The organism is Serratia sp. root2 (assembly GCF_031931805.1).
Taxonomy (GTDB): domain Bacteria; phylum Pseudomonadota; class Gammaproteobacteria; order Enterobacterales; family Enterobacteriaceae; genus Serratia; species Serratia inhibens.
Genome location: NZ_JAUJXB010000001.1, coordinates 559406 through 584664, shown reverse-complemented (window position 1 = coordinate 584664; position 25259 = coordinate 559406). Strand labels below are relative to the sequence as shown.

General features: G+C 57.3%; 23 protein-coding genes. 14 read left to right on the top strand and 9 right to left on the bottom strand.

Features of this window, described 5'->3' with window-relative positions:
* Positions 1 to 27: 27 nt before the first annotated feature.
* On the top strand, positions 28 to 420 hold the full coding sequence (locus QZQ97_RS02730; protein ID WP_311992149.1) for a hypothetical protein: 393 nt from the start codon (positions 28 to 30) through the stop codon (positions 418 to 420).
* Between the two features lie 137 nt (positions 421 to 557).
* A complete protein-coding gene (locus QZQ97_RS02725) occupies positions 558 to 3992 on the top strand; it encodes an autotransporter outer membrane beta-barrel domain-containing protein (protein WP_311992148.1) in 3435 nt (1144 codons plus the stop codon).
* Positions 3993 to 4132: 140 nt separating this feature from the next.
* Here QZQ97_RS02725 and umuD read toward each other — a convergent pair whose 3' ends face one another.
* On the bottom strand, positions 4133 to 4552 hold the full coding sequence (gene umuD, locus QZQ97_RS02720) for a translesion error-prone DNA polymerase V autoproteolytic subunit (RefSeq protein ID WP_442995184.1): 420 nt from the start codon (positions 4550 to 4552) through the stop codon (positions 4133 to 4135).
* A 307-nt stretch (positions 4553 to 4859) separates the two neighbouring features.
* Positions 4860 to 5696 (bottom strand): IclR family transcriptional regulator domain-containing protein, encoded by an 837-nt coding sequence (locus QZQ97_RS02715; protein ID WP_311992146.1) that lies wholly within the window; start codon positions 5694 to 5696, stop codon positions 4860 to 4862.
* Between the two features lie 232 nt (positions 5697 to 5928).
* Between QZQ97_RS02715 and QZQ97_RS02710 the strand changes: the two genes are divergently transcribed.
* Genes QZQ97_RS02710 through pcaD form a run of 4 tightly spaced genes read left to right on the top strand, consistent with a single transcriptional unit; the run spans position 5929 to position 9251 of the window.
* A complete protein-coding gene (locus tag QZQ97_RS02710; RefSeq protein ID WP_311992145.1) occupies positions 5929 to 6615 on the top strand; it encodes a 3-oxoacid CoA-transferase subunit A in 687 nt (228 codons plus the stop codon).
* Between the two features lie 11 nt (positions 6616 to 6626).
* Positions 6627 to 7307 carry a 3-oxoacid CoA-transferase subunit B gene (locus QZQ97_RS02705; RefSeq protein WP_311992144.1) on the top strand — a complete coding sequence of 227 codons (681 nt, stop codon included), beginning with the start codon at positions 6627 to 6629 and terminating at the stop codon, positions 7305 to 7307.
* Positions 7285 to 8487, top strand: a complete 1203-nt coding sequence (gene pcaF / locus QZQ97_RS02700) for a 3-oxoadipyl-CoA thiolase (RefSeq protein ID WP_311992143.1) — start codon at positions 7285 to 7287, stop codon at positions 8485 to 8487. Before QZQ97_RS02705 ends, pcaF begins: the two co-directional genes overlap by 23 nt.
* The gene (gene pcaD, locus QZQ97_RS02695) at positions 8484 to 9251 is read left to right on the top strand and encodes a 3-oxoadipate enol-lactonase (RefSeq protein WP_311992142.1); all 768 of its coding nucleotides are present in this window, start codon (positions 8484 to 8486) and stop codon (positions 9249 to 9251) included. Before pcaF ends, pcaD begins: the two co-directional genes overlap by 4 nt.
* Positions 9252 to 9267: 16 nt before the next feature.
* Here pcaD and arsC read toward each other — a convergent pair whose 3' ends face one another.
* The 3 genes from arsC to QZQ97_RS02680 form a co-directional block, all read right to left on the bottom strand.
* Positions 9268 to 9699 carry a glutaredoxin-dependent arsenate reductase gene (gene arsC, locus QZQ97_RS02690; RefSeq protein ID WP_311992141.1) on the bottom strand — a complete coding sequence of 144 codons (432 nt, stop codon included), beginning with the start codon at positions 9697 to 9699 and terminating at the stop codon, positions 9268 to 9270.
* Positions 9700 to 9719: 20 nt separating this feature from the next.
* Complete coding sequence (locus QZQ97_RS02685) at positions 9720 to 11003, bottom strand: arsenic transporter (RefSeq protein ID WP_311993864.1); 1284 nt, start codon at positions 11001 to 11003, stop codon at positions 9720 to 9722.
* 71 nt (positions 11004 to 11074) lie between these two features.
* Complete coding sequence (locus tag QZQ97_RS02680) at positions 11075 to 11413, bottom strand: metalloregulator ArsR/SmtB family transcription factor (RefSeq protein ID WP_311992140.1); 339 nt, start codon at positions 11411 to 11413, stop codon at positions 11075 to 11077.
* 166 nt (positions 11414 to 11579) lie between these two features.
* On the opposite strand from QZQ97_RS02680, the gene QZQ97_RS02675 reads away from it, so the two are divergent.
* Both QZQ97_RS02675 and QZQ97_RS02670 read left to right on the top strand, forming a co-directional pair.
* Positions 11580 to 12689 carry a YbdK family carboxylate-amine ligase gene (locus tag QZQ97_RS02675; RefSeq protein WP_311992139.1) on the top strand — a complete coding sequence of 370 codons (1110 nt, stop codon included), beginning with the start codon at positions 11580 to 11582 and terminating at the stop codon, positions 12687 to 12689.
* Between the two features lie 131 nt (positions 12690 to 12820).
* On the top strand, positions 12821 to 13000 hold the full coding sequence (locus QZQ97_RS02670; RefSeq protein WP_006319248.1) for a hypothetical protein: 180 nt from the start codon (positions 12821 to 12823) through the stop codon (positions 12998 to 13000).
* Positions 13001 to 13069: 69 nt separating this feature from the next.
* Here QZQ97_RS02670 and QZQ97_RS02665 read toward each other — a convergent pair whose 3' ends face one another.
* A complete protein-coding gene (locus tag QZQ97_RS02665) occupies positions 13070 to 13990 on the bottom strand; it encodes a LysR family transcriptional regulator (RefSeq protein WP_311992138.1) in 921 nt (306 codons plus the stop codon).
* Between the two features lie 101 nt (positions 13991 to 14091).
* On the opposite strand from QZQ97_RS02665, the gene QZQ97_RS02660 reads away from it, so the two are divergent.
* The 4 genes from QZQ97_RS02660 to QZQ97_RS02645 all read left to right on the top strand — a co-directional run bounded on the left by QZQ97_RS02660 (position 14092) and on the right by QZQ97_RS02645 (position 16510).
* Positions 14092 to 14556: a DMT family transporter gene (locus tag QZQ97_RS02660; RefSeq protein WP_311992137.1), complete on the top strand. Its 465-nt coding sequence runs from the start codon at positions 14092 to 14094 to the stop codon at positions 14554 to 14556.
* Between the two features lie 4 nt (positions 14557 to 14560).
* The gene (locus QZQ97_RS02655; protein ID WP_311992136.1) at positions 14561 to 15010 is read left to right on the top strand and encodes a DMT family transporter; all 450 of its coding nucleotides are present in this window, start codon (positions 14561 to 14563) and stop codon (positions 15008 to 15010) included.
* Between the two features lie 127 nt (positions 15011 to 15137).
* Positions 15138 to 15734 carry a hypothetical protein gene (locus QZQ97_RS02650; protein WP_311992135.1) on the top strand — a complete coding sequence of 199 codons (597 nt, stop codon included), beginning with the start codon at positions 15138 to 15140 and terminating at the stop codon, positions 15732 to 15734.
* 2 nt (positions 15735 to 15736) lie between these two features.
* Positions 15737 to 16510: a DUF3307 domain-containing protein gene (locus QZQ97_RS02645; RefSeq protein ID WP_311992134.1), complete on the top strand. Its 774-nt coding sequence runs from the start codon at positions 15737 to 15739 to the stop codon at positions 16508 to 16510.
* A gap of 32 nt (positions 16511 to 16542) precedes the next feature.
* Here QZQ97_RS02645 and mgtA read toward each other — a convergent pair whose 3' ends face one another.
* Positions 16543 to 19242 (bottom strand): magnesium-translocating P-type ATPase, encoded by a 2700-nt coding sequence (gene mgtA / locus QZQ97_RS02640; RefSeq protein WP_311992133.1) that lies wholly within the window; start codon positions 19240 to 19242, stop codon positions 16543 to 16545.
* A 200-nt stretch (positions 19243 to 19442) separates the two neighbouring features.
* The gene (locus QZQ97_RS02635; protein WP_311992132.1) at positions 19443 to 20141 is read right to left on the bottom strand and encodes an MgtC family protein; all 699 of its coding nucleotides are present in this window, start codon (positions 20139 to 20141) and stop codon (positions 19443 to 19445) included.
* A gap of 515 nt (positions 20142 to 20656) precedes the next feature.
* Here QZQ97_RS02635 and QZQ97_RS02630 point away from each other — a divergent pair.
* A complete protein-coding gene (locus QZQ97_RS02630; protein ID WP_311992131.1) occupies positions 20657 to 22840 on the top strand; it encodes a glycoside hydrolase in 2184 nt (727 codons plus the stop codon).
* A gap of 65 nt (positions 22841 to 22905) precedes the next feature.
* Positions 22906 to 24291, top strand: coding sequence for a CoA transferase (locus QZQ97_RS02625; RefSeq protein ID WP_311992130.1), 1386 nt, complete (start codon positions 22906 to 22908; stop codon positions 24289 to 24291).
* Positions 24292 to 24293: 2 nt separating this feature from the next.
* On the opposite strand, the gene QZQ97_RS02620 is transcribed toward QZQ97_RS02625, so the two are convergent.
* Entirely contained in the window at positions 24294 to 25166 is an 873-nt protein-coding gene (locus QZQ97_RS02620; RefSeq protein WP_311992129.1) for a LysR substrate-binding domain-containing protein, read from the bottom strand.
* Positions 25167 to 25259 lie beyond the last annotated feature (93 nt).

Sequence of the window (25259 nt, the reverse complement as noted above, 5' to 3'; positions counted from 1 at the left end):
ACCCTGCATTAAGCCAGAGACATTCAGATGAATAAAAGCGCATTAACATTAACCCTATCATTATTTTTCATGGCGAAAATGGCAATGTCCTCTCAAGATTGCGAGTCTTTAAAGAAAGACATCAATACTGACAACATGGGCTTCTACCAAGAGTTGGTGCAAAAATCTCTTACCCAAAAAATAAAACCAAGCACCATAGAAATATCTCGTATTTTGGCCGACAACGAATGGCTTGCCATTTATGCCGCAACAGACATCTCCGATCCTGGCGTATTATTCTTTAAAAACAATAAATTTGTCGATGTTTGGGGAGGTGATGTCTCGCCAGAAGAAAAAAACAATGTATTAAAATGGACGCGAGAGATTCATGTCCCCGATAAATTAGCGCAATGTTTTTTCGATTCCATTGTTATTCGATGAACATAACTATACGGCACCGTAATCAAAAACCAATTTTTATCATCAAAATGACTGACTGGCTTTTCACAAGATAACTTTGAAATAACTTTTTCACTTACCTTTTACTTTAAATCAATTGCAAAATATGGGGCATGGATATGATAAAAAAAATCAAACCATTGAAACTCGCGGTCAGTTCGCTATTGCTTTTACACCCGGTACCTTATGCTCTGGCGGCACCGGCGCCCATCAACATCCCCCTTGGGCATTCAGAGGAGCGCCTAACCATTAATGTGGGTGTGAATGGCGGCCCGGCACAAAAATATATCTTTGATACGGGTTCGGATCAATTCAACGCCGTTCTCGGGCAGCAAGATACTTCGCGCTGGCCGAATGTGAATCAGGCATACGAATATCTCTATGGCAACGATGGCTGGGGGGGTTATTGGTTGCAGCGCAAACAAATAACGGACCTGACCTATTACACCGATGATGCCACCCCGATACCGGTAGCGACCCCCGGCAGCAACAATAAAGGCTATGTCATTGGCCAGGTTGAACATCTGTTGCTCGACCACCCCCAGCAAGCAAATCAAAAGCCGTTTAAAGTGATAGAGGGAAAACCTTACTATATTGATCTGGGTGCGGAAAAAAACATAATTTCAGGCAAACCGACAGAAGAAAAGCACTTCTACGGCACCTTTGGCGTAGGGGATTTTCTTTTTACGGATGCAAAAGGCAATCCCAACGGCGGCAGCCCCTTTAGCACCATCACGAAAACCGGTTTCATCGTCGCCGGTAATGACAATACCAACGAAAATGGGACAACGCTTTCACCGGGTTGCGCGCCTTGCACCATCCTCCATTTGACACCCAGCCTGCGGGCGCAGTTTGATACCCAGGTTCCCTGGGCACCGAAACGTGAAGAGGGAGATATCACCCATTTCCCCAACTCTGGCGCACCGGCGTCATCACAACATGAAGGCCGCTTCAAATACGCCTTCACGCTCAATATCAAGGGTCAGTCGAGCACCCTTGAGCTTCCCGCAGAGGCACTGAGCGGCGCAATTTTATTCGATACGGGCAATCCCACCCACGCAACGATAGACAGCAAAAAAGTCGGCGACATCCTCGAACAGCATGGCGTGAAATTTGACAAGAATGGCGAAAACAATACGTCAGTGACCGCCCTGACGCTTCAGCCTGTCGACGCCAATGGACAGAAAGTCGGCAACGGGATCACTCTGCAGGGAGCCGGTGATGATCGCCTGATTATCGATCGTGACAGCACTGACACAAAAACCTGGAACATCACGATGGGTATAGGTTTTTTCACTCAATATTCAGTGATGTATGATTTGCAAAATCAGCTCACGGCGTTTACCCCTTTCGTCGTCAATGCCGATAATTTTTCTACGGATGCCAACGGCAGCGGATTGCACCTTAACCGCGTGACCAGGCAAATGGGAAATCTGATGAGTGCCCCAGCCGGGGATCCCTCGGGTGATCCGCATGGGGGGAAAGGTTATCTAGGGTTGGCGGGCACCATCTCCGGCGCCGGCGACTTAACGCTCATGCAAGATGTAGTCGTCAACATGACCGGCATGAACACCTATACCGGCGTGACCCGGGTGAATAAGGGCGCGGTGTTATACCTTACCGGCCCCGGCAGTCTCGCCCACTCCGCATCGCTGGAAAATAACGGTTGGTTTGACATCACCGAACACGGTAATTTCAATCCGCTATGGGGCGTTCCAGACAGCATGAACAACGCCACTCTCCGCAGCTTAAGCGGCAATGGCGTAGTCACGCTGGGGAACAGAACGCTGGTATTGAGCCAGGCGAAGGATAATTTCTCGGGCCGTATCACAGACACTGACCTCAGTAATCCTGACGGAACGCACTATAAAGGCGGTTTGACAATAGCGGGCGGTAGCCAAACGCTCAGCGGGAATAATGACTACGCCGGCCAGACGCGGATTGCCAAAGGCGCTGCGTTGCAACTGGCCAACACCGGCGCATTAGCCAGCGATGTCGCGGCTGACGGGCTCTTTATCGCCAACGGTAACGCCGCCGGCGCCACTGTGGTGCGCGAAGACGGGCTGGTAGGCGGCAGTGGGCATATCGGCACGCTGACGGCAAATAAAGGAGGCACGGTGGCACCCGGCAATTCCATCGGTACCTTGACGATTGATAACGATCTGACGCTGGGAAATGGCTCCCGTTATCTGGCTGAAATCGAGGCCGGCCGCAGCGATTTGCTGCAGGTCAATGGTCAGGCGACACTGAACGGCGGCGAGATTGCCGTGGTGCCGCAAGCGGGGCAAAACCTGCTGGCCTCAACCTCCTCCGCCGGCAATATCCTGGCACAGCGTTATACCCTGCTCACTGCCGCGCAAGGTATTACGGGGCAATTTGGCCCTGCCGAGGCCGGGCTGTTTTTAACCCCCGATCTGACCTATCAGCCCACTAGCCTCTCATTGGGTTTACAACGTAACGCCACCCGTTTTGCGGATGTCGCCGTCACGGCCAATCAACGTAACCTCGCGACGGCAATGGAACGCTTACCGGCTGATAACCCCGTGTATCAAAGCTTGCTGATAGCCCCTTCTGCGGAACTGGCGCGACAAGCCTATCGTCAATTGTCCGGGCAGATACATGCGGATACCGCCTCCGCGCTGGTGAATAACAGCCGTTATGTCCGGGATACGCTTAACGGCCGTTTACGCCAGACTCAGGGCGCAGCGGACGGCAGCGACATCAAACAAGACGAGGACGGCGCCTGGGTCAGTTTGTTGGGCAACTGGGAGCACGCCAGCGGCAATGATAATGCCACGGGCTTCCACGATTCTACCTTTGGGGTATTGCTCGGTGCGGATAATGAGCTGGCCGATCGTTGGCGTCTGGGCCTGGCCACCGGTTACACCCGCACCTCATTGCACGGAGACGGCGCATCTGCCGACAGTGATAATTATCATCTGGCGGTCTATGCCGGCAAAACCTATGACAACCTGAATCTGCGCGCGGGTACCGCCTATACCTGGCACCGGATTGAAACCTCCCGGAGTATCGGGTATTACGGCCAGTCCGATAACGCCAGAGCACGCTATAACGCGGGAACGGGTCAGATTTTCGCAGAAGCGGGTTACCGTCTGGACAATGCCTGGTTCAATCTGGAGCCGTTCGCCAACCTGGCGTGGGTGAATTACCGCAGTGATGATATGACGGAGAACGGCGGTGCCGCCGCATTAAAAGCAGACAGCCAGAGCACCAGCGCAACCTTATCCACCCTGGGTATGCGTGCGGACAAACGCTGGAGTGCCGGCAAAGACAGCGCCGTCACCCTGCGTGGTGAACTGGGTTGGCAACATCAGTACAACGCGACTGAACGCGAAGTCGGCTTACGCTTTACCGGCACTGACGCCACCTTCAATACCGCCACGGTCGCAGCCTCGCGCGACGGCATGGTGATGAAGGCGGGGGCCGAAATCAACGTCACAAAATCGGTTGCCGTTTCCCTCAACTACACCGGTTTGTTATCTCAGAATTATCAAGATAACGGTATGAATGCCGGCGTGGTATGGCATTTCTGACGGTTTTTTCCTGAACCGGCAGGGATGCCGCTGGTCACTTCCGGGGGGCGACTCAGCCGCCCAAAGATGCCTGGGTAGCCGAAGATGCCTCTTCAACGCCAATCTTACCCGCGTAACCCCCTTGGGGGCTCGCCCCGCCCTCACACCGCAGCATAGACAATAAAGGTGACCACGCCGAAGATCTCCAGCGCGTCTTCGTCGCCGAAGACAATCGGCGAATAGGCCGGGTTCATCGGCAACAGCCGCAGATCGGGATGGCGCTGCAGCTTCTTCACCGTGAACTCGCCGTCGATGGCGGCAATGACAATGTTCCCGTGCTCCGCCCGCAGTGAACTGTCGACGATCAGCAGATCGCCATCCTTGATGTTGCCGTCGACCATCGAATCGCCGCTGGCGCGCACAAAGTAAGTGGCATTGGGGTGCCGCACCAGCAGTTTGCCGATATCCAGCCGGGCCTCCACATAATCCTGCGCCGGAGAAGGGAAACCGCAAGCCACGGGATCGGCAAACAGCGGCAGCGTGACGGGCTCACCGGGTGAAAATGCATACAATTTTGACATGTTCATAATAATCACAATTTAACTGTATATGTATACAGTAAATCATAAACTAAACCCTAAAACACGCAACCCCCAACGCCGCACCAGAGCGCGTTGGGCAGCGTAATATAATAATTTTCTAAATGATTTTTTTTGCGCCCGCCGACCCTTTGCCAGGGGGTTGCTCACACGTTATCCACCAAAATTGTGGATAACCTGCAGCAGAAACCGGGGTGAGCCTGCTGGCCCGCGCCGGTATTTAAACCCGACGCTCACGAGAACATGATGAATAAGAATTTAATCCTCAACTCGGCGACATGCAGTAGCGTTACAGCAGCAGCGCCAACTCCATCGCCGCGCGTTGCAGCTGTGGCAGCACCCGTTCACGCAGCTCCGCCGAGGAAATTTGCGAAGCATTGACCCCCACGTTCATTGCCGCCACCACACCTCCGCCCTTGCGCGAATGCATCGGCACCGCGATCGAACGCAGGCCAATCTCCAACTGCTGATCGTTGATGGCATATCCCTGCCTGCGCACTTTAGCCAACTGTTCACGCAACTGTTCCGCGCTGGTCACGGTGTGCTCGGTCAGCGCTTCAAAGCTCACCCGCGACAGATAATCCTCCAGCTGTTCCTCGTCCAGCGCACTGAGCAACACCAGCCCCATTGACGTGGCGTAGGCCGGCAAGCGGCTGCCGCGCCCCAGATCAATCGTCATGATGCGCTTCACCGAGGCGCGGGCGATGTACAGTATGTTGTCGCCGTCCAGCGTCGCCACCGAGCAGGATTCATTGAGCAGCTTGCTGAGGTAATCCAGCGAGTTCTGCGCCGCCTTCGCCAACTCGGAAGAAGAAAGATAAGCATGGCCGATGGTGAGCACCCGCGGCAGCAGTCGGTAATGTCGGCCATCGGGGCAATGCACGAACCCCAGCGCCCGCAGGGTGTAGAGGCAACGGCGCACCGCGGCGCGCGGAATGCCGGTAATCTGGCTTATCTCGGAAACCGACATCTGCGAATACTGCGGTTGGAAGGCCTGCAGCACCTCTAACCCTCTGGCCAACGACGCCATAAAGTTGGGATCGCCCTTGTACCTATCGTTGCTTAAATCGCCGATCTCCTGCAGCCGACGCAGTTCCCCGCCGCCAAACTCTGAAACCTCATCCATCCTGATCTCCCCTTCTTTCGATAACACCGGAATTTATACGTCCGCAGTACCGGAACGACGCCAAATAGCGATTTAGTTACCTGCATCACAAAACGAGTAGCCAAACCATCAATGATTCGATAATCGCACAACACGCTGATATTCGCACTTGTCGCTGTATTTTTCATCATTTAACTTAGATCAGAACCACTCGTATGACGCTGGAATACCCTCAGCCTACTCAGGAGAGCAGATGATCGATAAAAACGTGGCGTCCGCAGACGCCGCCGTCGCAGATATACCGGATGGCGCCACCATTATGGTCGGTGGTTTTGGCCCTGCCGGCCAACCCTGCGCCCTGTTGGATGCGCTGATCCGCCACCGCCCGCGCGAATTGACGTTGATCAGCAATAACGCCGGCAACGGGGATTTCGGCCTGGCGGCCTTACTGAAAGCCGGCTGCGTGCGCAAAGTGGTGTGCTCTTTTCCGCGCCAGTCCGACTCCTGGGTGTTTGACGATCTGTATCGCCGCGGCGAACTGGAGTTGGAGCTGATCCCGCAGGGCAATCTGGCTGCCCGCATTCAGGCCGGTGGTGCCGGCCTCGGTGGTTTCTACACGCCGACCGGTTACGGCACCAAACTGGCGGAAGGCAAGGAAACCCGTGAGATAGACGGTCGCCAGTATGTGTTTGAGCTGCCGCTGAAGGCTGATTTTGCCCTGATCAAGGCTGAAAAAGGCGACCGCTGGGGCAACCTGCTGTATTACAAGACCGGGCGCAACTTCGGGCCGATCATGGCGATGGCGGCCCATTGCACCATTGCTGAAATCAATCAGTTAGTGCCGCTGGGCGATCTGGATCCAGAAACCATCATCACGCCGGGCATCTTCGTGCAACGCCTGGTGGCCACCCCGGCAAACGCCGCGCAGTTGTCGGCTTAAGGAACGGATTTATGTCAAAACTCACTCATCAGCAGTTGGCCGAGCGCATTGCGCGCGATATCCCGGAAGGCGCCTATGTGAATTTGGGCATCGGCATCCCGACGCAAATCGCCAACTACCTGCCGGCTGACAAAGAAATTTTTCTGCACAGCGAAAACGGCATTCTCGGCATGGGGCCGGCACCGGCCGAAGGAGAGGAAGATCCTGATTTGATCAACGCCGGCAAACAGCCGGTCACACTGCTGAAAGGCGGTTGCTTTTTCCATCACGGCGACTCCTTCGCCATGATGCGCGGCGGCCACCTGGATATCTGCGTGCTGGGGGCCTATCAGGTCTCCGAACAGGGCGATTTGGCCAACTGGAGTACCGGTGCGCCAGGGGCGATACCGGCGGTCGGCGGCGCGATGGATTTGGCGATTGGCGCGCGTCAGGTATTTGTGATGACTGAACACCTGACCAAAAAAGGCGAATGCAAGATTGTCCGCCATTGTACCTATCCTCTGACCGGCATCGGCTGCATTGATCGCATCTACAGCGATCTGGCGGTCATGGACGTCACGCCTCAGGGCCTGGTGGTGCGCGAAATATTCGGCGGGCTGACCCCGCAACAATTACAGGAAATCACCCCGGTCGAGTTGACCTTTGCCCTTCAGCACGGAGAACCAACGCATGAATCCAGCCTATCTGTGTGACGCCGTCCGCACGCCTTTTGGCCGCCTGAACGGCAGTCTCGCCACTGTCCGCGCCGACGATCTGGCTGCCCTGCCGCTGAAAGCGTTGCAGGCGCGCCACCCGCAGCTTGACTGGGGCGCGGTAGACGACGTGCTGTTCGGTTGCGCCAATCAGGCCGGGGAAGACAACCGCAACGTGGCGCGCATGGCGCTGCTGCTGGCCGGCCTGCCGGTGCAGATCCCCGGTTGCACCCTCAACCGTCTGTGCGGCTCCAGCCTGGACGCCGTGGCGATGGCGGCCCGTGCCATCAAAACCGGTGAAAGCGAGTTGATGATTGCCGGCGGCGTGGAAAGCATGTCGCGGGCGCCGTTTGTGATGGGCAAGGCGGAAAGCGCCTTCAGCCGGGCGATGAAAATAGAAGACACCACCATGGGTTGGCGGTTTATCAACCCGCAGATGCAAGCGCAATACGGCGTGGACTCTATGCCGCAAACCGCCGAAAACGTGGCCCTGAAGTTTGGCATCAGCCGCCAGGATCAGGATGCCTTCGCTCTGCGCAGCCAGCAGCGCACCGCTAGCGCCCAGGAAAGCGGTTTTTTCGCCGAGCAACTGATTGAAGTCAGCCTGGCGCAGAAAAAAGGCGACCCGCTGCTGTTCCGCCAGGATGAACACCCGCGCGCCACGACGCTCGACGCGTTGGCGAAGTTGAAACCGGTGGTTAATCCGCAAGGTAGCATCACTGCCGGCAATGCCTCCGGGCTGAACGATGGCGCCTGCGCACTGTTGCTGGCAGGTGAACGTGGGGTGGCGCGCCACGGCTTGCAACCGATGGCACGTATCGTCGCCAGCGCCGTGACAGGCATTGAGCCTGCAATTATGGGGTTTGCCCCGGCTGAGGCGGTGCGCAAGGTGCTGAAGATCGCCGGTCTGACGCTCGATCAAATGGACGTTATCGAGCTTAACGAAGCTTTTGCGGCACAGGCGCTGGCCGTGACGCGCGAACTGGGGCTGAAGGACGATGCCGCACAGGTGAATCCGAACGGCGGCGCCATTGCCCTGGGCCATCCGTTGGGCGCTTCCGGCGGCAGGCTGGTGATGAATGCCGCCTGGCAATTGCAGAAAACCCGGGGGCGCTACGGGTTGTGCACCATGTGTATCGGTGTTGGTCAAGGTATTGCGCTGATCATAGAACGGGTATGAATATGGACATTGAATATCGTCTTGATGGCCGTGCCGGTGCGCCGCTGTTGGTCTTGTCCAACTCGCTCGGCACCACCTTCGACATGTGGCAGGCGCAGTTGCCGACCTGGCGTGAACACTTTCGCGTATTGCGTTACAACCAACGTGGCCACGGCACTACGCCGCTGCCGAGAACCCCGTTGCGGCTGGAAACACTCGGCAATGACGTTATCGCCCTGCTCGACAGGCTGGAAGCGCCAAGCGCCCACTTTTGCGGTATCTCGATGGGCGGGCTGACCGGGCTGTGGCTCAACCGCTATCACCCGCAGCGCATCGGTCGCCTGGTGGTGGCGAACACCGCCGCACGCATCGGTAGCGCCGAAGGCTGGCAGCAGCGTGCGCGGCAAGTGCGCAACGAAGGGCTGACGGCGGTCGCCGCCGCCTCCCCTTCCCGCTGGTTTACCGAAGCCTTTTTGCAGCGTTCGCCGCAGCGGGTTGCCGCGCTGGTTGACGGGCTGGCGGCCGGCGACGCCGCCGGTTACGCCGCCTGCTGCGATGCGCTGGCGCAGGCCGACCTTCGTGACCAAACCCGCCAGATGACGCGGCCAATGCTGGTCATCGCCGGGGAGCATGACCCGGTCACCACCGTGGCGGACGCCGAATTTTTGGTCGCCAATGCGCCATGCGCCACATTAAACGTGTTGCCAGCCTCGCATATCTCCAACGTGGCCTGCGCAGAGATGTTCGGCCAAAGCGTTGTGGATTTCCTCACCGAAAAGGGATGACTGGCTGGCAGGCCCGTCATTTTCCCGTGATTCGTTGCCCCTGCGCGTCAATCACCGGCTCGCCGTCTTCTTTGCTGAACGCGCCTTGCTGGGGATCCGGCAGGATATCCAGCACCGCTTCCGACGGACGGCACAGCCGCGTGCCCAACGGCGTCACCACGATCGGCCGGTTAATCAAAATTGGCTGCTGCAGCATGAAGTCGATCAGTTGATCGTCGCTCCACTGCGCATCCGCCAACCCCAGTTGTGGGTAAGGTTCGACATTTTTGCGCAGCAATTCACGCACGGAAATGCCCATGTCGGCAATCAGTTTGACCAGTTGGTCACGGCTGGGCGGCGTCTCCAGATACAAAATCACCGCAGGCTCCACGCCGCTGTTGCGGATCAGTGCCAGCGTATTGCGCGAAGTGCCGCAGGCCGGGTTATGGTAAATGGTTATCTGGCTCATGGGGTTCTCTCTCGTTAACACTAAAGCGACAGGCGCAGGGCCAGGGCGGCCAACGCGAAAAACAACACTGGAATTGTCATCACTATTCCCACCCGGAAGTAATATCCCCAGGTGATGACGATATTTTTCTGCGACAGCACATGCAGCCACAGCAGCGTAGCCAAACTGCCAATTGGCGTAATTTTCGGCCCCAGATCGCTGCCGATTACGTTGGCGTAAATCATCGCCTGCTTGATCACGCCCTCTGCACTGCTGCCGTCGATCGACAGCGCGCCCACCAGCACGGTCGGCATGTTGTTCATGATCGAAGACAGGAACGCCGTCAGGAATCCGGTGCCGAACGTGGCCGCCCACAACCCCCGTTCGGCCAGACCATCCAGCACACCGGACAGCAAATCGGTCAGCCCCGCGTTGCGCAGACCATAAACCACCAGGTACATGCCCAACGAGAACACCACTATCTGCCAGGGCGCGCCGCGCAAGACTTTGCCGGTGTCAATCGCATGGCCCTTTTTCGCCACCGCCAGCAGGATCACCGCCCCCACGGCGGCGACCAGGCTGACCGGCACGCCGAGCGGCTCCAGGCCAAAGAACCCCACCAGCAGCAAGGACAGCACGCCCCAACCGGCTTTAAAGGTCGGCAAGTCGCGGATAGCCTCACGCGGCGGCCGCAGCAGCGCCAGGTCATAGCTCACCGGAATATCCTTGCGAAAATACAGGTGCAGCATCACCAACGTCGCGACGATAGCGGCAATGTCCACCGGCACCATCACGGCGGCATATTGAGTAAAGCCCAGCTTGAAAAAATCTGCCGAGACAATGTTCACCAGATTAGAAACCACCAGCGGCAGGCTGGCAGTGTCGGCAATAAAGCCCGCCGCCATGACGAACGCCAGCGTGGCGCCCGAACTGAACCCCAGGGCCAGCAGCATCGCAATCACAATCGGCGTCAGGATCAGCGCCGCGCCGTCGTTGGCGAACAGCGCCGCCACGGTAGCGCCCAACAGCACGATATAAGTGAACAGCCCACGACCTTTACCCTTGCCCCAGCGCGCCACGTGCAACGCCGCCCACTCAAAGAAGCCGGATTCATCCAGCAGCAGACTGATGACAATCACCGCGATAAAGGTCGCCGTGGCATTCCAGACAATGTGCCAAACCAGAGGAATATCACCGGGGTGCACCACGCCGGTCAACAGTGCCAGCACTGCCCCGAGCGAAGCGCTCCAGCCAATACCCAACCCTTTTGGCTGCCAGATCACCAAAACGAGCGTCAGAATAAAAATTGCCCCAGCCAGTACCATCATCGCTCCCTGGCGCATCACGCCATAAACACATATGTTTTTTCGAATATATAAAAGTAAATTTTTTAACCTTACCGGCAGAGCGCCCGGCCACCCGTTGCGGCTTGCTGCGCCAGCTCGCTGAACCGTTGCTGCTGGCTGAGCCAGGCTTGCTCGATAATCGCCGCAGCCCAGGCCGGCATATGTGGCGACAATCGGTAATAGATCCACTTACCTTCACGGCGATCGAGCAACAGGCCGCTTTCTCGCAGCATAGCAAGATGACGGGAAATTTTGGGTTGCGATTCGCCTAACGCGCTGGACAGTTCGCACACGCACAGTTCCCCCGCCTGGCGCAACAACAACACCAGGTTCAACCGGGTATCGTCCGACAGATTTTTAAACAGTTTCAGCGGCGTCAGCGATGGCATAAATTTCTCTCCGAATGATAACCGCCATCATAATCCGCAGCAGGTCGATGTCAAACATATATATGGATAATCAAATGTAATAACCCTTTTTACCCGGTATCCGAAAACGCTAAAAACCCACTGGCGCACTATACTGAATGCACCGCCGTAGATCTGGAGATGTGTGATGCCGCTACCCTTCAAACGCTCGGAAAGGCTTACTCTTGGCACGGAAATAGAGCTGCAACTGGTGGATAACGAAAACTACGATCTGTCGCACAAGGCCGATCGGTTGGTTGAAGACATCGGCGACAAAAAACGCGTCAAACACGAGCTGACCAAATCGATGGTGGAGTTAAACAGCTCGGTACATACCAATCTCGGTGAACTGCTGGCCGAACTGAACGAACTGACCGCAAAGATACGCGCCGGAGCGCAGCGCATTGATTGCGACGTCTGCGGTGGAGGCCGCCATTTGAGCAACGACTGGCGTCAACAGATCATTACCGATTCTGAACGCTACAAATTGCTGGCCAGCCGCTTTGGTTATCTTTCCAAGCTGGCCTGCGTGTTCGGCCAGCATATCCATATCGGCGTCAACGACGGTGATGAGGCTATGTATCTGTGCCATGCCATGACGCCCTATTTGCCCCATCTGATTGCCCTGAGCGCCTCTTCGCCGATCTACCAGGGTGTCGATACCCTGTTTGCCAGTTCACGCTTCAGCGCGCAAAACTCTTTCCCCAACTACGGCTGCCTTGAGCAAATCTATAATTGGGACGAGTTCACCCTGTATTATGAAAGGCTTACCAGCACAGGGGTCATTGAAAGCATCAAGGACATTTATTGGGACACTCGGCCCAAGCCGGAGTTGGGTACGGTGGAAATCAGGGTCTGCGATACGCCGTTGCATATTCATCATGCGGTGACATTGGCCGGCTATTGTCGTCTGCTGGCCAGATACCTGTTGGATAACAGACAAAAGGTGGTTGCGGAATATGCCGCCTTTACCCACTACAACAAGATCAACGCCTGTCGCCACGGCTTTGGCGCCGACTATGTGGATCCCGCTACGCTGCGCCGTTACAGCCTGACGTCGCACATGCTGGCCACCTTCGCCGCACTGCGGCCCGGCGCGCAAAATAGCGAAGAAAACGCGCTGCTCGACGATGTTGAGCATTACGTCAAAATCGCGGTGAACGATGCGGACCACATACGCCGTCTGCGGCATAGCGGCCTGCAGCAAAAGGAAGTGATCAAACAACTTTGCCACGAACTGCTGCAACCGCAGCATTAAAACGGTGTACCACGGCGAAGAGGCCACACAGGTTTCAGCTATCGATTCCATACGCCAAAGCGTCTGTTCATTACGTGCTATTCCCCTACAATCAGCCTTAACAAAACATCATTATTCTCACCGGGGGCACGATGTACAATTTCTCACGCTATCAGGCAAAAGAGCTGGCGCTGGCTTACATGAGCGGCAAAAAACACGATCTGTCGCCGCAAGAATTTCTGCAGCAGTTGAAAAGCAGCGAAAGATCTTTTGAATACTTGCTGAAGCACGGTGCCGAGCAGCCGCGCGAAATGTTGGTCAAGAGTTTTTAAACCCACCGCGCCTTCGCCGGTGGCATGCCGAACAGGCGTGCGTCTTCCCGGCTGAATGGCAACGCGCTTTCATGAGCCACGCAGAACGTCCCAATAAGGCCGTTCCCCACCCAGCTGCGCCAGCAGGAAATCGACAAAGGCCATGACCTTCGCCGGCACGTGTTTGCGTTCCGGGTACACAGCATAAATCGCGTGTTCAGGCAGCTTGTAATCCGGCAACACTTCGACCAACCGCCCCTGCGCAAGATCGTCACCGACGATAAAGGTCGGCATCTGACAAATCCCCAGGCCGGCGATCAAGGCTTCGCGCAGCGCCTCACTGTTATTCACCTGGTAATTCCCCCGCGGTTGAAAACGCACCGCCCCCTCAGGCCCCTGAAACTGCCATTCGCTGCCGGCACGGTAGTAGCTGTAAAACAGGCAGTTGTGCTGCGCCAATTGCGTCAAATCCTTTGGCGTGCCGCTGCGCGCCAGATAAGCCGGCGCGGCGCACAATACGCTGTAACAGGGCGCGATGCGCCGGGCGATCAGGCTAGAGTCGGCAAGCCGGCCAATGCGGATTGCCAGGTCATAGCCCCCTTCCACCAGATCGACCAGCTTATCGTCCATCATCATATTGATTTCCACTTCCGGGCAGGCTGCCAAAAAAACCGGAATTAACGGCGCAATATGCAAACGGCCGAACACCATCGGCACGCTGAGCCGCAAAATGCCCTGCGGCTGCCCCTGCAAACGCGTGATGGCATCTTCCCCTTCTTGCGCCACCGCACAGGCGTTACGGGCATAACCAAAATACTGCTCGCCCGCTTCGGTCAGGCTCAGGCGACGGGTGGTGCGATGCAGCAACTGCACGCCCAACGATCCTTCCAACTGGGCAATGCGTTTACTTACCGCAGACTTGGTAATGCCCAACCGCTGGCCGGCCGCTGAAAAACTGCCGCATTCCACTACCGCCACAAACAGCGGGATCGCCGCAAAATTATCGCTCATTTATCGTCAACTTTTACTCAACAATGAGTTTCCATTGTAGTGGATTATGGCGATAAAAAAAACAATGTACGCTATGCGCCACAGTAAAAATGGAACCTGAGATGATGATACGCGGACGTTTTTCCGATCCTTTGCTGGCATTAAGCGCCGGTGCTCTGCTGGCGCTGATGATCAGCGTCAACAGCGTGCTGGCGAGCTACAACAGCCCGCTATTCGCTTCGTGGGTGGCTCATGGCGTTGGCGCGATCGCCGCCTGGTTGTTGTTGCAGTTGCTGTTGTTTCGCCGTAAGCCCCTCTCCTCTGCGGTGGCTGTGGTGGCCCCCCGTTGGGCCTATTTTGGTGGCATTCCCGGCGCCCTGACGGTGGTGGTGGCCGCCATCACCGTCAATAGCCCGCTGGCGCTTTCCGGCAGCCTGGCGCTCATGCTTACCGGCCAGGTGTTGTTCGGCATGCTTTCCGACGGCTGCGGTTGGTTTGGCGTCATGAAACGCCGCCTGCGCGCCAACGATATTATCGCCACACTGCTGATCCTCTTCGGCTGCGGCCTGCTTATTTTTGTGAGATAACCCCATGCTAACCCTGATACTCCTCGCACTGTTCAATGGCGTCTGCATCAGCATCAGCCGTGCGGTCAATGGCCGCCTGGCGTTGAGCCGCGGCGCCTTCCACGCCTCGCTCTGTAATCACGTCATCGGCTTTTTGTTCCTCAGCCTGCTGCTGGCGGTGGGCGGTAGGTTCAATGATCTCTCCCTTGGTCACGCCCCGTGGGGAGCCTATTTTGGCGGGGTCATCGGCGCGCTGTTCGTGGCGCTGAACAGTTATGTACTGCCACGCCTCGGCACGCTGCGCGCCGCACTGCTGATTATCAGCGGCCAAATGCTGGCGGGCGTCGTCATCGATCGCCTGCGTGACAGCGGCGGTTCAGCCAGCGCGCAGATCTTGGGTGTTGGGCTGATCCTGCTCGGCGTCTATCTGGCACGGAGGGAAAAACCCCTTATTGCGCTGATCCAACGCCCTTAAATTGCGCGAACAATTCGCCTTTAGAAGCGAATAAACAATAAATTCGTATTAAGATACGAATAATTGACATATTCGCATTTAGATGCGAATTTTAATGATAGGTTATCGCTTCAAAGCAGAGAAAAGCATGCAAACACAACTCAGCGTGATCACCGGCGATCTGGTCAACTCGCGGCAGCTCGACACCGCAAATTACATTACCGGGCTAAACGCCCTGCTCAACCGACTGCAACGGGCTAAGCTTATACAGCGGTTCGAGATTTTCCGCGGCGACAGCTTCCAGGCGGTGGCCGAACCGCAATCCGGCCTGCTGCTGGCGGCGTATATCCGCATCGCGCTCAAAGCGATGGACGCCGGCCAGTGGGATGCCCGTATCGCTGTCGGGCTGGGTGACGGCCAGGCGCAAGCGGCCGGTTATGCCAGCGCCTTTGTAAATTCCGGCCACGCGCTGGACAGCCTGGCGAAAAATTGCAGGCTGGCTCTGAAAAATGACCATGCCGAGACGAATGCCATTGTCAGCGATCTGTTGCCGATGTTAGATCATGTGATTGGCCGCCTGTCGCAAACCGAGGCGCAGATAGTACAGGCGAGGATATTTGCCGCCACCAACCTGGAGGTGGCCGAGAAACTGCATAAAGCCGCGTCCACGGTCTCCGCAACGCTAAAACGAGCGGCCTATGAGGAGATCATGCGATTTATTCACGCGATTAACAGGATCACCTGAATATGGATTTGACCTACGCGCCGTTACTGACCTGGTTGCTGATTACCCATTTACTGGCTGATTTCCCGCTGCAACCGCTCAGTTGGGTGGAAGATAAAATCCGCCGGCGCGCGCGATCGCGTTTGCTGCTGCTGCATGCTCTGCTACACGGTGTGCTGGCCGCCTGTGCGGTGGCGGGCTTCAGTCTGCTGCATGGCGGGATCTCCACCGCCGAGGCGCTGGCTACGTTGCCGGTTATCGCCATCAGCCATTATATTATCGACCTGCTGAAAGTCACGCTCCTCGCTCGTGTCAGCCGGGCCGGCGGTTTTCTTCTCGATCAATGCCTGCATCTGGCGGTGATTGTTTTGCTGTGGCTATGCCTGGTACCGGAACCTCGCAGCCTGCTGGCCGCGCTTGGCAACGCCGCTACCGGTGCGCAGTTTGGGCTGCTGCTGCTGGCGTATTTAGTGATTTACATGCCGATGGGCGTACTGATTGGGCAACTGCTGGCGCACTGGACGCCGCAAATGCCGCTCTCGGCCAAAGCCGACAACGACTCGCTGTTGCGTGCGGGCAAGCAGATTGGCTATCTGGAAAGAACGCTGATCCTGACGTTTGTGTTGATCGGCCAAATTCCGGCGATCGGCTTTTTGCTGGCCGCAAAGTCTATTTTTCGCTTTGGCGATCTGCGGCAGAGTGATGACAAAATGCGTACCGAGTATGTCCTGCTCGGCACGCTGTTTTCCTTTACGCTGACCATCGTGCTCGGTCTGCTGGTGAAAAAATTGTTATGACCGCCGGACATTGCGCCCGGCGGTTAGGGTAATTACAACCACTCACCGAAGCGGCGAATATAGAAACGCTTCATCATCTGCGCCACGACGCAATAGCTGATCAGCGTGCCGGCCAGCCACGGGAAGTATTCCCACGGCAAGGGCTGCAACCCAACCCAGGCACCGAGCGGCGAGAACGGCAGATAAATGCCCAACGCCATTACCAGCGCCGTGGTCAGCAGAACCGGCAATGCCGCGGTGCTCTGGATGAACGGGATCTTCTGGGTGCGCAGCATATGGACCACCAGCGTTTGCGACAGCAACCCTTCAATAAACCAGCCGGACTGGAACAATGCCTGATGTTCGACACTGTTGGCGGCGAAAACGAACCACATCAGCGCATAGGTGGTGATATCAAAAATGGATGAGGTTGGCCCAATCCACAGCATAAAGCGGCCGATGTTCTTCGCATCCCACTTGCGCGGCTTGCGCAGGAACTCTTTGTCCATCTTGTCCCACGGCAGCGACAACTGGGAAATATCGTACATCAGGTTCTGAATCAACAGATGGATCGCCAGCATCGGCAAGAACGGGATAAACGCGCTGGCCACCAGCACCGAAAACACGTTGCCGAAGTTGGAGCTGGCGGTCATGTTCAGGTATTTAATGATATTGCCGAAAGTTTCCCGGCCTTTGATCACCCCCTCTTCCAGCACCATCAGGTTTTTTTCCAGCAGAATGATATCCGCCGACTCCTTGGCGATGTCGGTGCCGGTATCCACCGAGATACCGACGTCCGCATCGCGCAATGCCGGAGCATCGTTAATGCCGTCGCCGAGGAAGCCAACGGTATGGCCATTCGCCTGCAACATTTGCAATACTCGCGATTTCTGCAACGGCGTCAGTTTGGTAAAGACAGTGCGTTGTTCCACTTCGCGTGCCAGCGTTTCATCGTCCATCTGTTCGATTTGCGGGCCGGAGAGCGGCTCGCCCGGCTCCAGCCCCACATCGCGGCAAATCTTGCAGGTGATCACCGGGTTATCGCCGGTCAGCACTTTCACCGCCACGCCGTTTTCCTGCAGCGCGGCTATCGCTTCCTGCGCGCTCTCCTTTGGCGGATCGAGGAAGGTCAGAACGCCCTGGATCACCATATCGCGCTCATCGGCCACACTCAGAGGCAAGGAATCTTTCGGCTCACCCAATTCCCGCGTCGCCAGCACCAGCACACGGAATCCGTCCTCATTATACTGGGCGGCAAGCGCCTGCAGCGCCGCACGCCGCGTCTCATCCAGCACCAGCGTCTGCTGCCCCTCACGTACGTGGGTGGCGATGGCCAGCATCTCCTCCACCGCCCCTTTGCAGATCAGCCGCTGGTGACCATTTTCGTCCGCCACCACGATCGACAAACGGCGGCGCACAAAATCGAACGGCAGCTCATCCACCTTGCTAAAACGCCCCAGCGCCTCGATGCCCGGCTTGCCGCGCCCGAAGCGGATCACCGCCTGATCCATCAGATTTTTCATGCCGCTTTGGTGGGCGCTGTTTAACCACGCCAGATGCAACACCTGATTGTCTTTGGTGCCGCTGGCGTCCAGATGATGCTCGAGGATGATGCGATCCTGGGTCAGCGTGCCGGTTTTATCCGTACAGAGCACATCCATCGCACCGAAGTTCTGAATGGCGTTCAGGCGCTTGACCACCACTTTGCGCCGCGACATGGCGATTGCGCCCTTCGCCAGGTTGGAACTGACGATCATCGGCAGCATCTCCGGCGTCAAACCCACCGCCACCGCCAAAGCGAACAGCGCCGCTTCGCTCCAGTCGCCTTTGGTAAAGCCGTTGATCAGCAACACAATCGGCACCATCACCAGCATAAAACGGATCAGCAGCCAGCTGACGCTGTTCACCCCACGATCGAAGGCGGTTTGCGAACGGGAACCGACGATCGACTTGGCCAGCGAACCAAAATAGGTCCGCCCTCCCGTCGCCACCACGACCGCCGTGGCGGTACCGCTGGCGACATTGGTGCCCATCAGGCAGATGTTCGGCAACTCCAATAGCGCATGATCGCTGGAGACTTCCTCCTCGCTCGATTTTTGGCTGACGTTGCCCATCGCATCGTATTTCTCGATTGGGATCGCCTCCCCGGTCAGGATCGCCTGGCTGATGAACAGATCGCGTGAAGCAAGCAGGCGCACGTCCGCCGGCACCATGTCCCCGGCGGAAAGCTGGATGATATCGCCCGGCACCAGTTCACGGATGGGGACTTCCAACGTCAAGGGTTGCGCGCTGAAGCTGCTGCGACGCAAGACCGTTGCGGTGGTACGCACCATCGATTTCAGCGTTTCCGCCGCCTTGTTGGTGCGGTATTCCTGCCAGAAACGCAACAGCCCACTGAGTGCAACCATCACCAGTATGATGATCACGCCAATGAGATCGGTTTCTTCACCGCGCCGGAGAGGCAACCAGTAGTCGGTAAAGAAACTGATCGCAGCCAGCACCATCAGAACAAAGATAAACGGATTATTAAATGCGTCAATCAGTTGCACCAATGCGTGCGGCGCTTTCTCATGGGCGACCTGGTTAACGCCAAATTGCTCCAGGCGTTCATCGGCATCCTCCTGGGTCAGGCCAGTGCGGTTGCATTTTAAATTTGCCAGCGTCTGGTCGACGCTATTTTTCGCCTCTTGCGCAATGGCGTAAGGTGCCGTTTTTTTATCGCGGCGGCGTGGGTTGTCATTGATATAGGTCATAACGCTATTCTCTTATCTTATTCTGCGCACAGGGTTACCCCGCCTGATTAACAGGTGAACAGGCGCAAAATGGAATTTATTTAATTAGCGTAGTTACCGCTGTTTATCACTGCGGGCAATCACGCCGAATAATTAATATTATGGGGTCACCGTCCATGACGCCTCCTTATCACCAAAATAAAGTGAATATGAATGAAAAATTAAACCGGCAATTCAGAAACCACTCGCCAGCGTACGGCGCTAACGCTTTTTTCCAGGCTGACGCGGCAGACAATACCTTCAATTTCTTTTTGCGCTGCGGGATTGGCCGTTATCTCCGCACAAACCTCAAGCTGACCAGGGAGGGATATATCGGCGCTACGCAAGGATTGCAATCTTAATGCCACGCCGTTCAGCGCCTGCAATATCAGGGTGCGTACCAGTATTTCATCTTGTTCGCCGCAGGTAACCTGAATGCGATAACACAGTTCCAGATCGGTCGCCTGCTGTTGAGGTTGCAGATTGATGCGCTGGGCTGCTTCGCGCAGCAGAATATTCGCGCACAGGATCACCAGCGTCGCCAATACCGCATTCCAATACTGCCCCAGCCCGCACAGTACGCCAATCGCCGCCGAGCACCACAGCGTGGCGGCGGTATTGAGACCGCGGATGTTCAGCCCTTCACGCATGATCACCCCGGCGCCCAGAAAGCCGATGCCGGAAACAATCTGTGCGGCAACCCGCCCGGCGCTGGACGGATCGGTGGACATGGAACTGAGAATAAACACCGCCGCACCGGTGGCCACCAGCGCATTGGTACGCAGGCCGGCCATACGCTGACGCCACTGCCGCTCGGCGCCAATAACAGCGCCCAGGCTCATCGCCAGTAATAAATTTAAAACAAAAGGAGTCATAGCCATGACTGTCCCCTTAATAAACTGCAGGAGATAAAATCATGTGCTTTTTAGCACACGCAAAATTTCGCCAATAATATATTAGCGAACGAGCGTGTCAGTGCCTGGAGGGAAAAGGCTGTGGCTGCAAATTACCATAATAACGTCCAAATCAATTCGCCTGATGCCATTGGGCCTCAGGTACAACAATGAGATTCGGGTTTGCACAGCTCGGAATAACAAGAGAGGGGTGCTGCCCGCCGTTTTCGGCAAGCAACAAATCAGAAGAGGATTGGTCAACTTGCCTTATTTATATCGCTACAACTAAAACTGTCCAATTGTGTTTCCCCACTGAAATTTTGGCTGAGTATAGTGACGCAGGGTAATGATGTAAAGGCGAATTTATTAAACGGAAATTAAACTGAATAGCGCCATTTATTTGACGTGCAACGCAATCTGCCGCATTGGCTTTGGGTGATCCCTCTATTATCTATAGACTGGCACCTCAACAGGACATTCATCCCCGAAGGACAGCCAACCCGATGCACATGCTTCGCTTTTCCATCAGCCTCGCCCTGCTTGCCGCCTTGCCCGCCGACGCCCTGTTACTGCAACAGGGAGCGACCCGTTTTGACATCGACCCGGCCACGCTGCAAATCGCTTCTGGCAACACCATCGTCAATCAGGCTCAGGCCAGGCAAACCGTGGCCGACCTGCAAAGCGCGCCAACGCAGGCCCGTTGGCTGTGGGCGGACAGCGCCATGCAGGTGTCCGTCAAGCTCGAGGACGGCGATCTGCGTCTTAGCTTCAGCAGCAGCCGGGCGCAAACGTTGAACTGGTTCACCCTGCCGCAACAGGCGAGCACCCTGCTGCTGCCAATAGGTGAAGGCAGCCGCATCCCACTGGATAACGCCGTCTGGCAGCGTTATCTGGTTAAAGAAATGACGCCGCTGGATACCAACTGGGATCTGAAACTGCCGCTGTGGAGCCAGGAACAACAAGGCAAGGTGTATAGCTGGCTGCTGCTTACGCCGTTCAGCAATCAGGTCAGCTTTACCGGTACCGAGGGCGTATTCGGCATGCGCAGTAGCCACCAGTTCAACCGTTTTAATCAGCAACAGGCTTTCGACGTGTTGCTGCATGTCGGTGAAACGCCATTATCCGGCGCGCGTCGTTATCGCCAGTATTTGCAGCAAAGCGGTCAATTCAGCAGCCTGCGCGATAAAATTCGCACGGCCCCGGACGGCGAAAAGCTGATTGGCGCCACGCATATCTATCTGTGGGGCGACAAACTGCTAGCCCCCGCCGACGTGAAAAACTGGCCGGGCCTGCTGTCCTGGCTCAGTTCCCCGCCTGGCGAAACACTGCGGCAGAAAATGGATGCTGACAGCCAGAAAGCGCTGCGCCAACTGGCGGGAAAGACGCCGGAGGGTTGGCAACAACTGCCGCTGATCGACGCCCTGAACCAGGCATTGATAACGCTGACGCCGCTCAACGCTACGCCAGACGATTCAAACTTCCTGGAAGCGCAGCGTCGGCAGGCCGCCAACGTGCGTGAGCTGGCGCAACGGCAGCTTGGCGCCTATCTGACACCGGCAGACAACTGGGGCCAGGGATTGGCAAAGCCACTGATCGAGGCGCTGCATCAGGCCGGGCTGCCGCGCCTGTGGTTGAGCACCGATAACTGGACCGCAGAGTTCCTGCATCCGCAGGCAGTGGAGAGCGCCAGGGAATTCGGTTATCTCATCGCCAGTTACGACTCTTACGACACGGCGATTCCCCGCGGAGTCAACGACAGCTGGCTGACGGCCCAGTTGCCGACTGCGCTGCGTGAAGACTGTGCCATCGTACGCGCCGACGGCACTAAAAAACCCGGTTTCGGCAAGCAGGGCTACTACCTGAATCCCGGTTGCGTACTGCCCTATTCCCAGCGGCGCATGCGCGATCTGGTGCAACTGGCCGGGCTGAACAGCCTGTTCCTTGACGTTGACGGCACCGGAATGGTGTCTGATGACTATCAGCCCCATCACCCTACCGGTGCAGCTCAAATGGCACAGGCGCGCAACGCGCGGCTGGCCTGGTTCAGCGACACGCTAAAACTGCCGCTCGGCTCCGAGGATGGCAATGCGGTGACCGCCCGCCACATCATGTTTGCTCACGGTATGGAAACCTGGGGCTTCGGCTGGGGTGACAAGCAGATGAATCAGGATAAAGCCTCTCCTTACTACCTCGGAGCCTGGTGGCCGAATGCCCAGCCGGCCTTTTTCTTTAGCCCGGCCAAGGTAAAAGAACCCTACCGAACGGTGGAGTTTGATCCACGCTATCGTCTGCCGCTGTACCAGGCGGTGTTTCACGATGCCGTTATCAGCAGCCACCACTGGAATTACGACAACCTGAAGTTCAGCGATGTCAAAACCGCGCGCAGCCTGCTCAGCCAATTGTACAACACCGCGCCAATGTTCCATCTCAGTCGCGCCACCCTGCAGGCACGTCTGCCGGAGATCAAGCGGGCCGATGCGGCGTTCCGCCCGCTGCATCAGGTGCTGTGGGATAAGGCGCTGACGGACTTCCGCTGGCTTGACTCGGCGGGCAGTGTACAACAAACCACTTTCAGCGACGGCTCAACGCTGATCGCCAACTTTGGCAGCCGGCCTTTCGAGGGCATCGCCGCCCAGAGTCTGCGCGCCAAGCTAGCGGATGGCCGCATCTTGAACATCATGCAATAGCAACTCCGGCCGGGGTGAACTACGCTAGGCTCAGTCCCCCCGATCGGCCACGATGGAGTTTACTGATGACTACCCTTACTCAAAAGCTGCTCGAAGAGATCTGGCAAAGTCTGGGTCACGGCGCCACGCCAGTGGACTCATTAACGGTCAGCGGTGAAGGTGAACTGGCGAGCGCATTCCCGGTGACCGAACTGGCTACGGCTTGCTGGGGAGCTGCCGGCCTGGCCTGCGCCGGGCTGTTGCAACAAAGTAAAGGCGGTATGCCGAGGGTATTTGTCGATCGCCGACTGGCTTCGCTGTGGTTCGGCTGGACCTTGCGGCCGCTGGGGTGGCAACTGCCTGCCGCCTGGGATGCGCTGGCTGGCGATTATGCCACGCGCGACGGCTGGATCCGCCTGCATACCAATGCGCCGCATCACCGTAAAGCGGTGGAGCAGATACTGGGGCCGCATCAGGATAAAGGCACACTGGCGCAAAAGGTGCTGGGGTGGCAAAAAAGCGAATTGGAACAGGCGGTGATCGAGGCCGGCGGCTGCGCGGCGGAAATGCGCCCGGTCGAGGCATGGCGGCAGCATATTCAAGGCAAAAGCGTCGCGCTGGAGCCGTTAATCCACCAAACACTGCAACCGGAAGCCCCGCCACCTGACTGGGCGCTGCCGGCCGCCAGACCGTTGCACGGCGTGCGAGTGCTGGATCTGACGCGAATTATCGCCGGGCCTATCGCCACCCGTTTTCTGGCTGGCTTGGGCGCGGACGTATTGCGTATCGATCCCTACGGTTGGGATGAGCCAGGCGTCGAGCATGAAGTGATCCTCGGTAAACGTTGCGCACGCCTGAACCTGCATAACGCTCACGATCGCCACACCTTTGAGCATCTGCTGAAAAATGCCGATGTCATCGTTCATGGCTACCGCGCAGGCGCGCTGGAAAAATTAGGCTATGGCGCGGAACAACGGCGCGCACTGTCGCCGGGGTTGATTGACGTCTGTCTGAATGCTTACGGTTGGAGCGGCCCGTGGCGTGGGCGGCGCGGCTTCGATAGCCTGGTGCAAATGAGTTGCGGACTGGCGTCCTCTGGCATGACGTGGAAAAACGCCGCCATGCCGCTACCATTACCGGTACAGGCGCTGGACCACGCTACCGGTTACCTGATGGCGGCGGCGGTGCTGCATGGCATGCGCGAGCGGCTGGCGCGCGGCACCGGTTACAGTGCACGGCTTTCCCTGGCCCGCACCGCGCAGCTGCTGTTCGATAATCCTTATCCGCAGGGGCACCTGTCAAAGCCGCTGACGCCAGTCACCGCGGCCGATGAAAACCCGGAAACCGAGTTGACCCACTGGGGTGCAGCGCTGCGCCTTTGCGCCCCGCTGCATTTGAAGGGAACGGCGCTGCTCTGGGCACTGCCCTCCACCGCTCTTGGCACTTCCCAGCCGGAATGGCTGCGCCGCTGATCTCAGGCCAGTTGGCACTGCAACCAGTGCAATAACTCTTCGACCGCCGGCGTCAACCCGGCGTTCTGTGGCCAAACCAGGTAAAAATCGCCCTTATCCAGATGCTTTGCCTCGGCCAGAGCCACCAAACGTCCCTCTGCCAGGGCATCGCTCACCAGCAGCCTTTTCACCAGCGCAATGCCGAACCCCTGCTCGGCGGCGCGGATCAGCAAACCGGCGTCATTGAACAGCGCCAGTTGCCGGCCGCATTCCCCCCGTCGGTGCGCCGTGAACCAACTGCGCCACGGAGCAACATCATGCTCCAACAGCGGCGTGTTCGGTGAAGCGTTGTCGAATGCCACCTGCCACTGCCGGGCCAACTCTGGAGTGGCGACCGGCACCACATCCCCGGAAGCGATACGCCGTGCCTGCAAGTTCGGCCATTGCCCCTCGCCAACACGAATGGCCGCATCAAACCCTTTACGCGCCAGATCTTGCACCGCCAGCGAAGCGTCAATATCCAGCACAATACCGGCGCAAGCCTCGCGGAAAGCCGGCAGGCGCGGCATTAACCAATAGTGTGCGAAGGAAGGCAGCACGCTGATGCGCAGCGTATGGCTTTGTGCAACGCGCCTGACGCGGCCAATCCCCTGTTGCAGTGCCTGCAGCGCCGGTTCCGCCACCGCCAGCAGTTCACGGCCGGCGGCATTCAGACGCACCCCGCGCCCATGCCGTTCAAACAGCGCGCAGCCGATCGCCTGCTCGAGCTGCTGGATCTGTTGGCTTACCGCTCCGTGGGTTAGATGCACCTGCTGCGCGGTGGCGCGCAAATTCTCCAGTTGGGCGGCAATCACAAAAGTCGGCAAGGTATGCAAGGGAACACGCTCATTGAACATTGGTTAGTCCAGCTATCCAAAAGGGGCATTTTTCATCGATTTTCGCACTAAAGCAAATGGTCTATGGTGTAATCCTTATCTCTTCTCTCCGGA

Excerpts from the sequence above, each read along its gene's own strand:
- QZQ97_RS02730 (WP_311992149.1), top strand. The coding sequence starts at position 28 with ATGAATAAAAGCGCATTAACATTAACCCTATCATTATTTTTCATGGCG.
- QZQ97_RS02725 (WP_311992148.1), top strand. The coding sequence starts at position 558 with ATGATAAAAAAAATCAAACCATTGAAACTCGCGGTCAGTTCGCTATTG.
- umuD (WP_442995184.1), bottom strand. The coding sequence starts at position 4,552 with ATGTCAAAATTGTATGCATTTTCACCCGGTGAGCCCGTCACGCTGCCG.
- QZQ97_RS02715 (WP_311992146.1), bottom strand. The coding sequence starts at position 5,696 with ATGGATGAGGTTTCAGAGTTTGGCGGCGGGGAACTGCGTCGGCTGCAG.
- QZQ97_RS02710 (WP_311992145.1), top strand. The coding sequence starts at position 5,929 with ATGATCGATAAAAACGTGGCGTCCGCAGACGCCGCCGTCGCAGATATA.
- QZQ97_RS02705 (WP_311992144.1), top strand. The coding sequence starts at position 6,627 with ATGTCAAAACTCACTCATCAGCAGTTGGCCGAGCGCATTGCGCGCGAT.
- pcaF (WP_311992143.1), top strand. The coding sequence starts at position 7,285 with ATGAATCCAGCCTATCTGTGTGACGCCGTCCGCACGCCTTTTGGCCGC.
- pcaD (WP_311992142.1), top strand. The coding sequence starts at position 8,484 with ATGAATATGGACATTGAATATCGTCTTGATGGCCGTGCCGGTGCGCCG.
- arsC (WP_311992141.1), bottom strand. The coding sequence starts at position 9,699 with ATGAGCCAGATAACCATTTACCATAACCCGGCCTGCGGCACTTCGCGC.
- QZQ97_RS02685 (WP_311993864.1), bottom strand. The coding sequence starts at position 11,003 with ATGGTACTGGCTGGGGCAATTTTTATTCTGACGCTCGTTTTGGTGATC.
- QZQ97_RS02680 (WP_311992140.1), bottom strand. The coding sequence starts at position 11,413 with ATGCCATCGCTGACGCCGCTGAAACTGTTTAAAAATCTGTCGGACGAT.
- QZQ97_RS02675 (WP_311992139.1), top strand. The coding sequence starts at position 11,580 with ATGCCGCTACCCTTCAAACGCTCGGAAAGGCTTACTCTTGGCACGGAA.
- QZQ97_RS02670 (WP_006319248.1), top strand. The coding sequence starts at position 12,821 with ATGTACAATTTCTCACGCTATCAGGCAAAAGAGCTGGCGCTGGCTTAC.
- QZQ97_RS02665 (WP_311992138.1), bottom strand. The coding sequence starts at position 13,990 with ATGAGCGATAATTTTGCGGCGATCCCGCTGTTTGTGGCGGTAGTGGAA.
- QZQ97_RS02660 (WP_311992137.1), top strand. The coding sequence starts at position 14,092 with ATGATGATACGCGGACGTTTTTCCGATCCTTTGCTGGCATTAAGCGCC.
- QZQ97_RS02655 (WP_311992136.1), top strand. The coding sequence starts at position 14,561 with ATGCTAACCCTGATACTCCTCGCACTGTTCAATGGCGTCTGCATCAGC.
- QZQ97_RS02650 (WP_311992135.1), top strand. The coding sequence starts at position 15,138 with ATGCAAACACAACTCAGCGTGATCACCGGCGATCTGGTCAACTCGCGG.
- QZQ97_RS02645 (WP_311992134.1), top strand. The coding sequence starts at position 15,737 with ATGGATTTGACCTACGCGCCGTTACTGACCTGGTTGCTGATTACCCAT.
- mgtA (WP_311992133.1), bottom strand. The coding sequence starts at position 19,242 with ATGACCTATATCAATGACAACCCACGCCGCCGCGATAAAAAAACGGCA.
- QZQ97_RS02635 (WP_311992132.1), bottom strand. The coding sequence starts at position 20,141 with ATGGCTATGACTCCTTTTGTTTTAAATTTATTACTGGCGATGAGCCTG.
- QZQ97_RS02630 (WP_311992131.1), top strand. The coding sequence starts at position 20,657 with ATGCACATGCTTCGCTTTTCCATCAGCCTCGCCCTGCTTGCCGCCTTG.
- QZQ97_RS02625 (WP_311992130.1), top strand. The coding sequence starts at position 22,906 with ATGACTACCCTTACTCAAAAGCTGCTCGAAGAGATCTGGCAAAGTCTG.
- QZQ97_RS02620 (WP_311992129.1), bottom strand. The coding sequence starts at position 25,166 with ATGTTCAATGAGCGTGTTCCCTTGCATACCTTGCCGACTTTTGTGATT.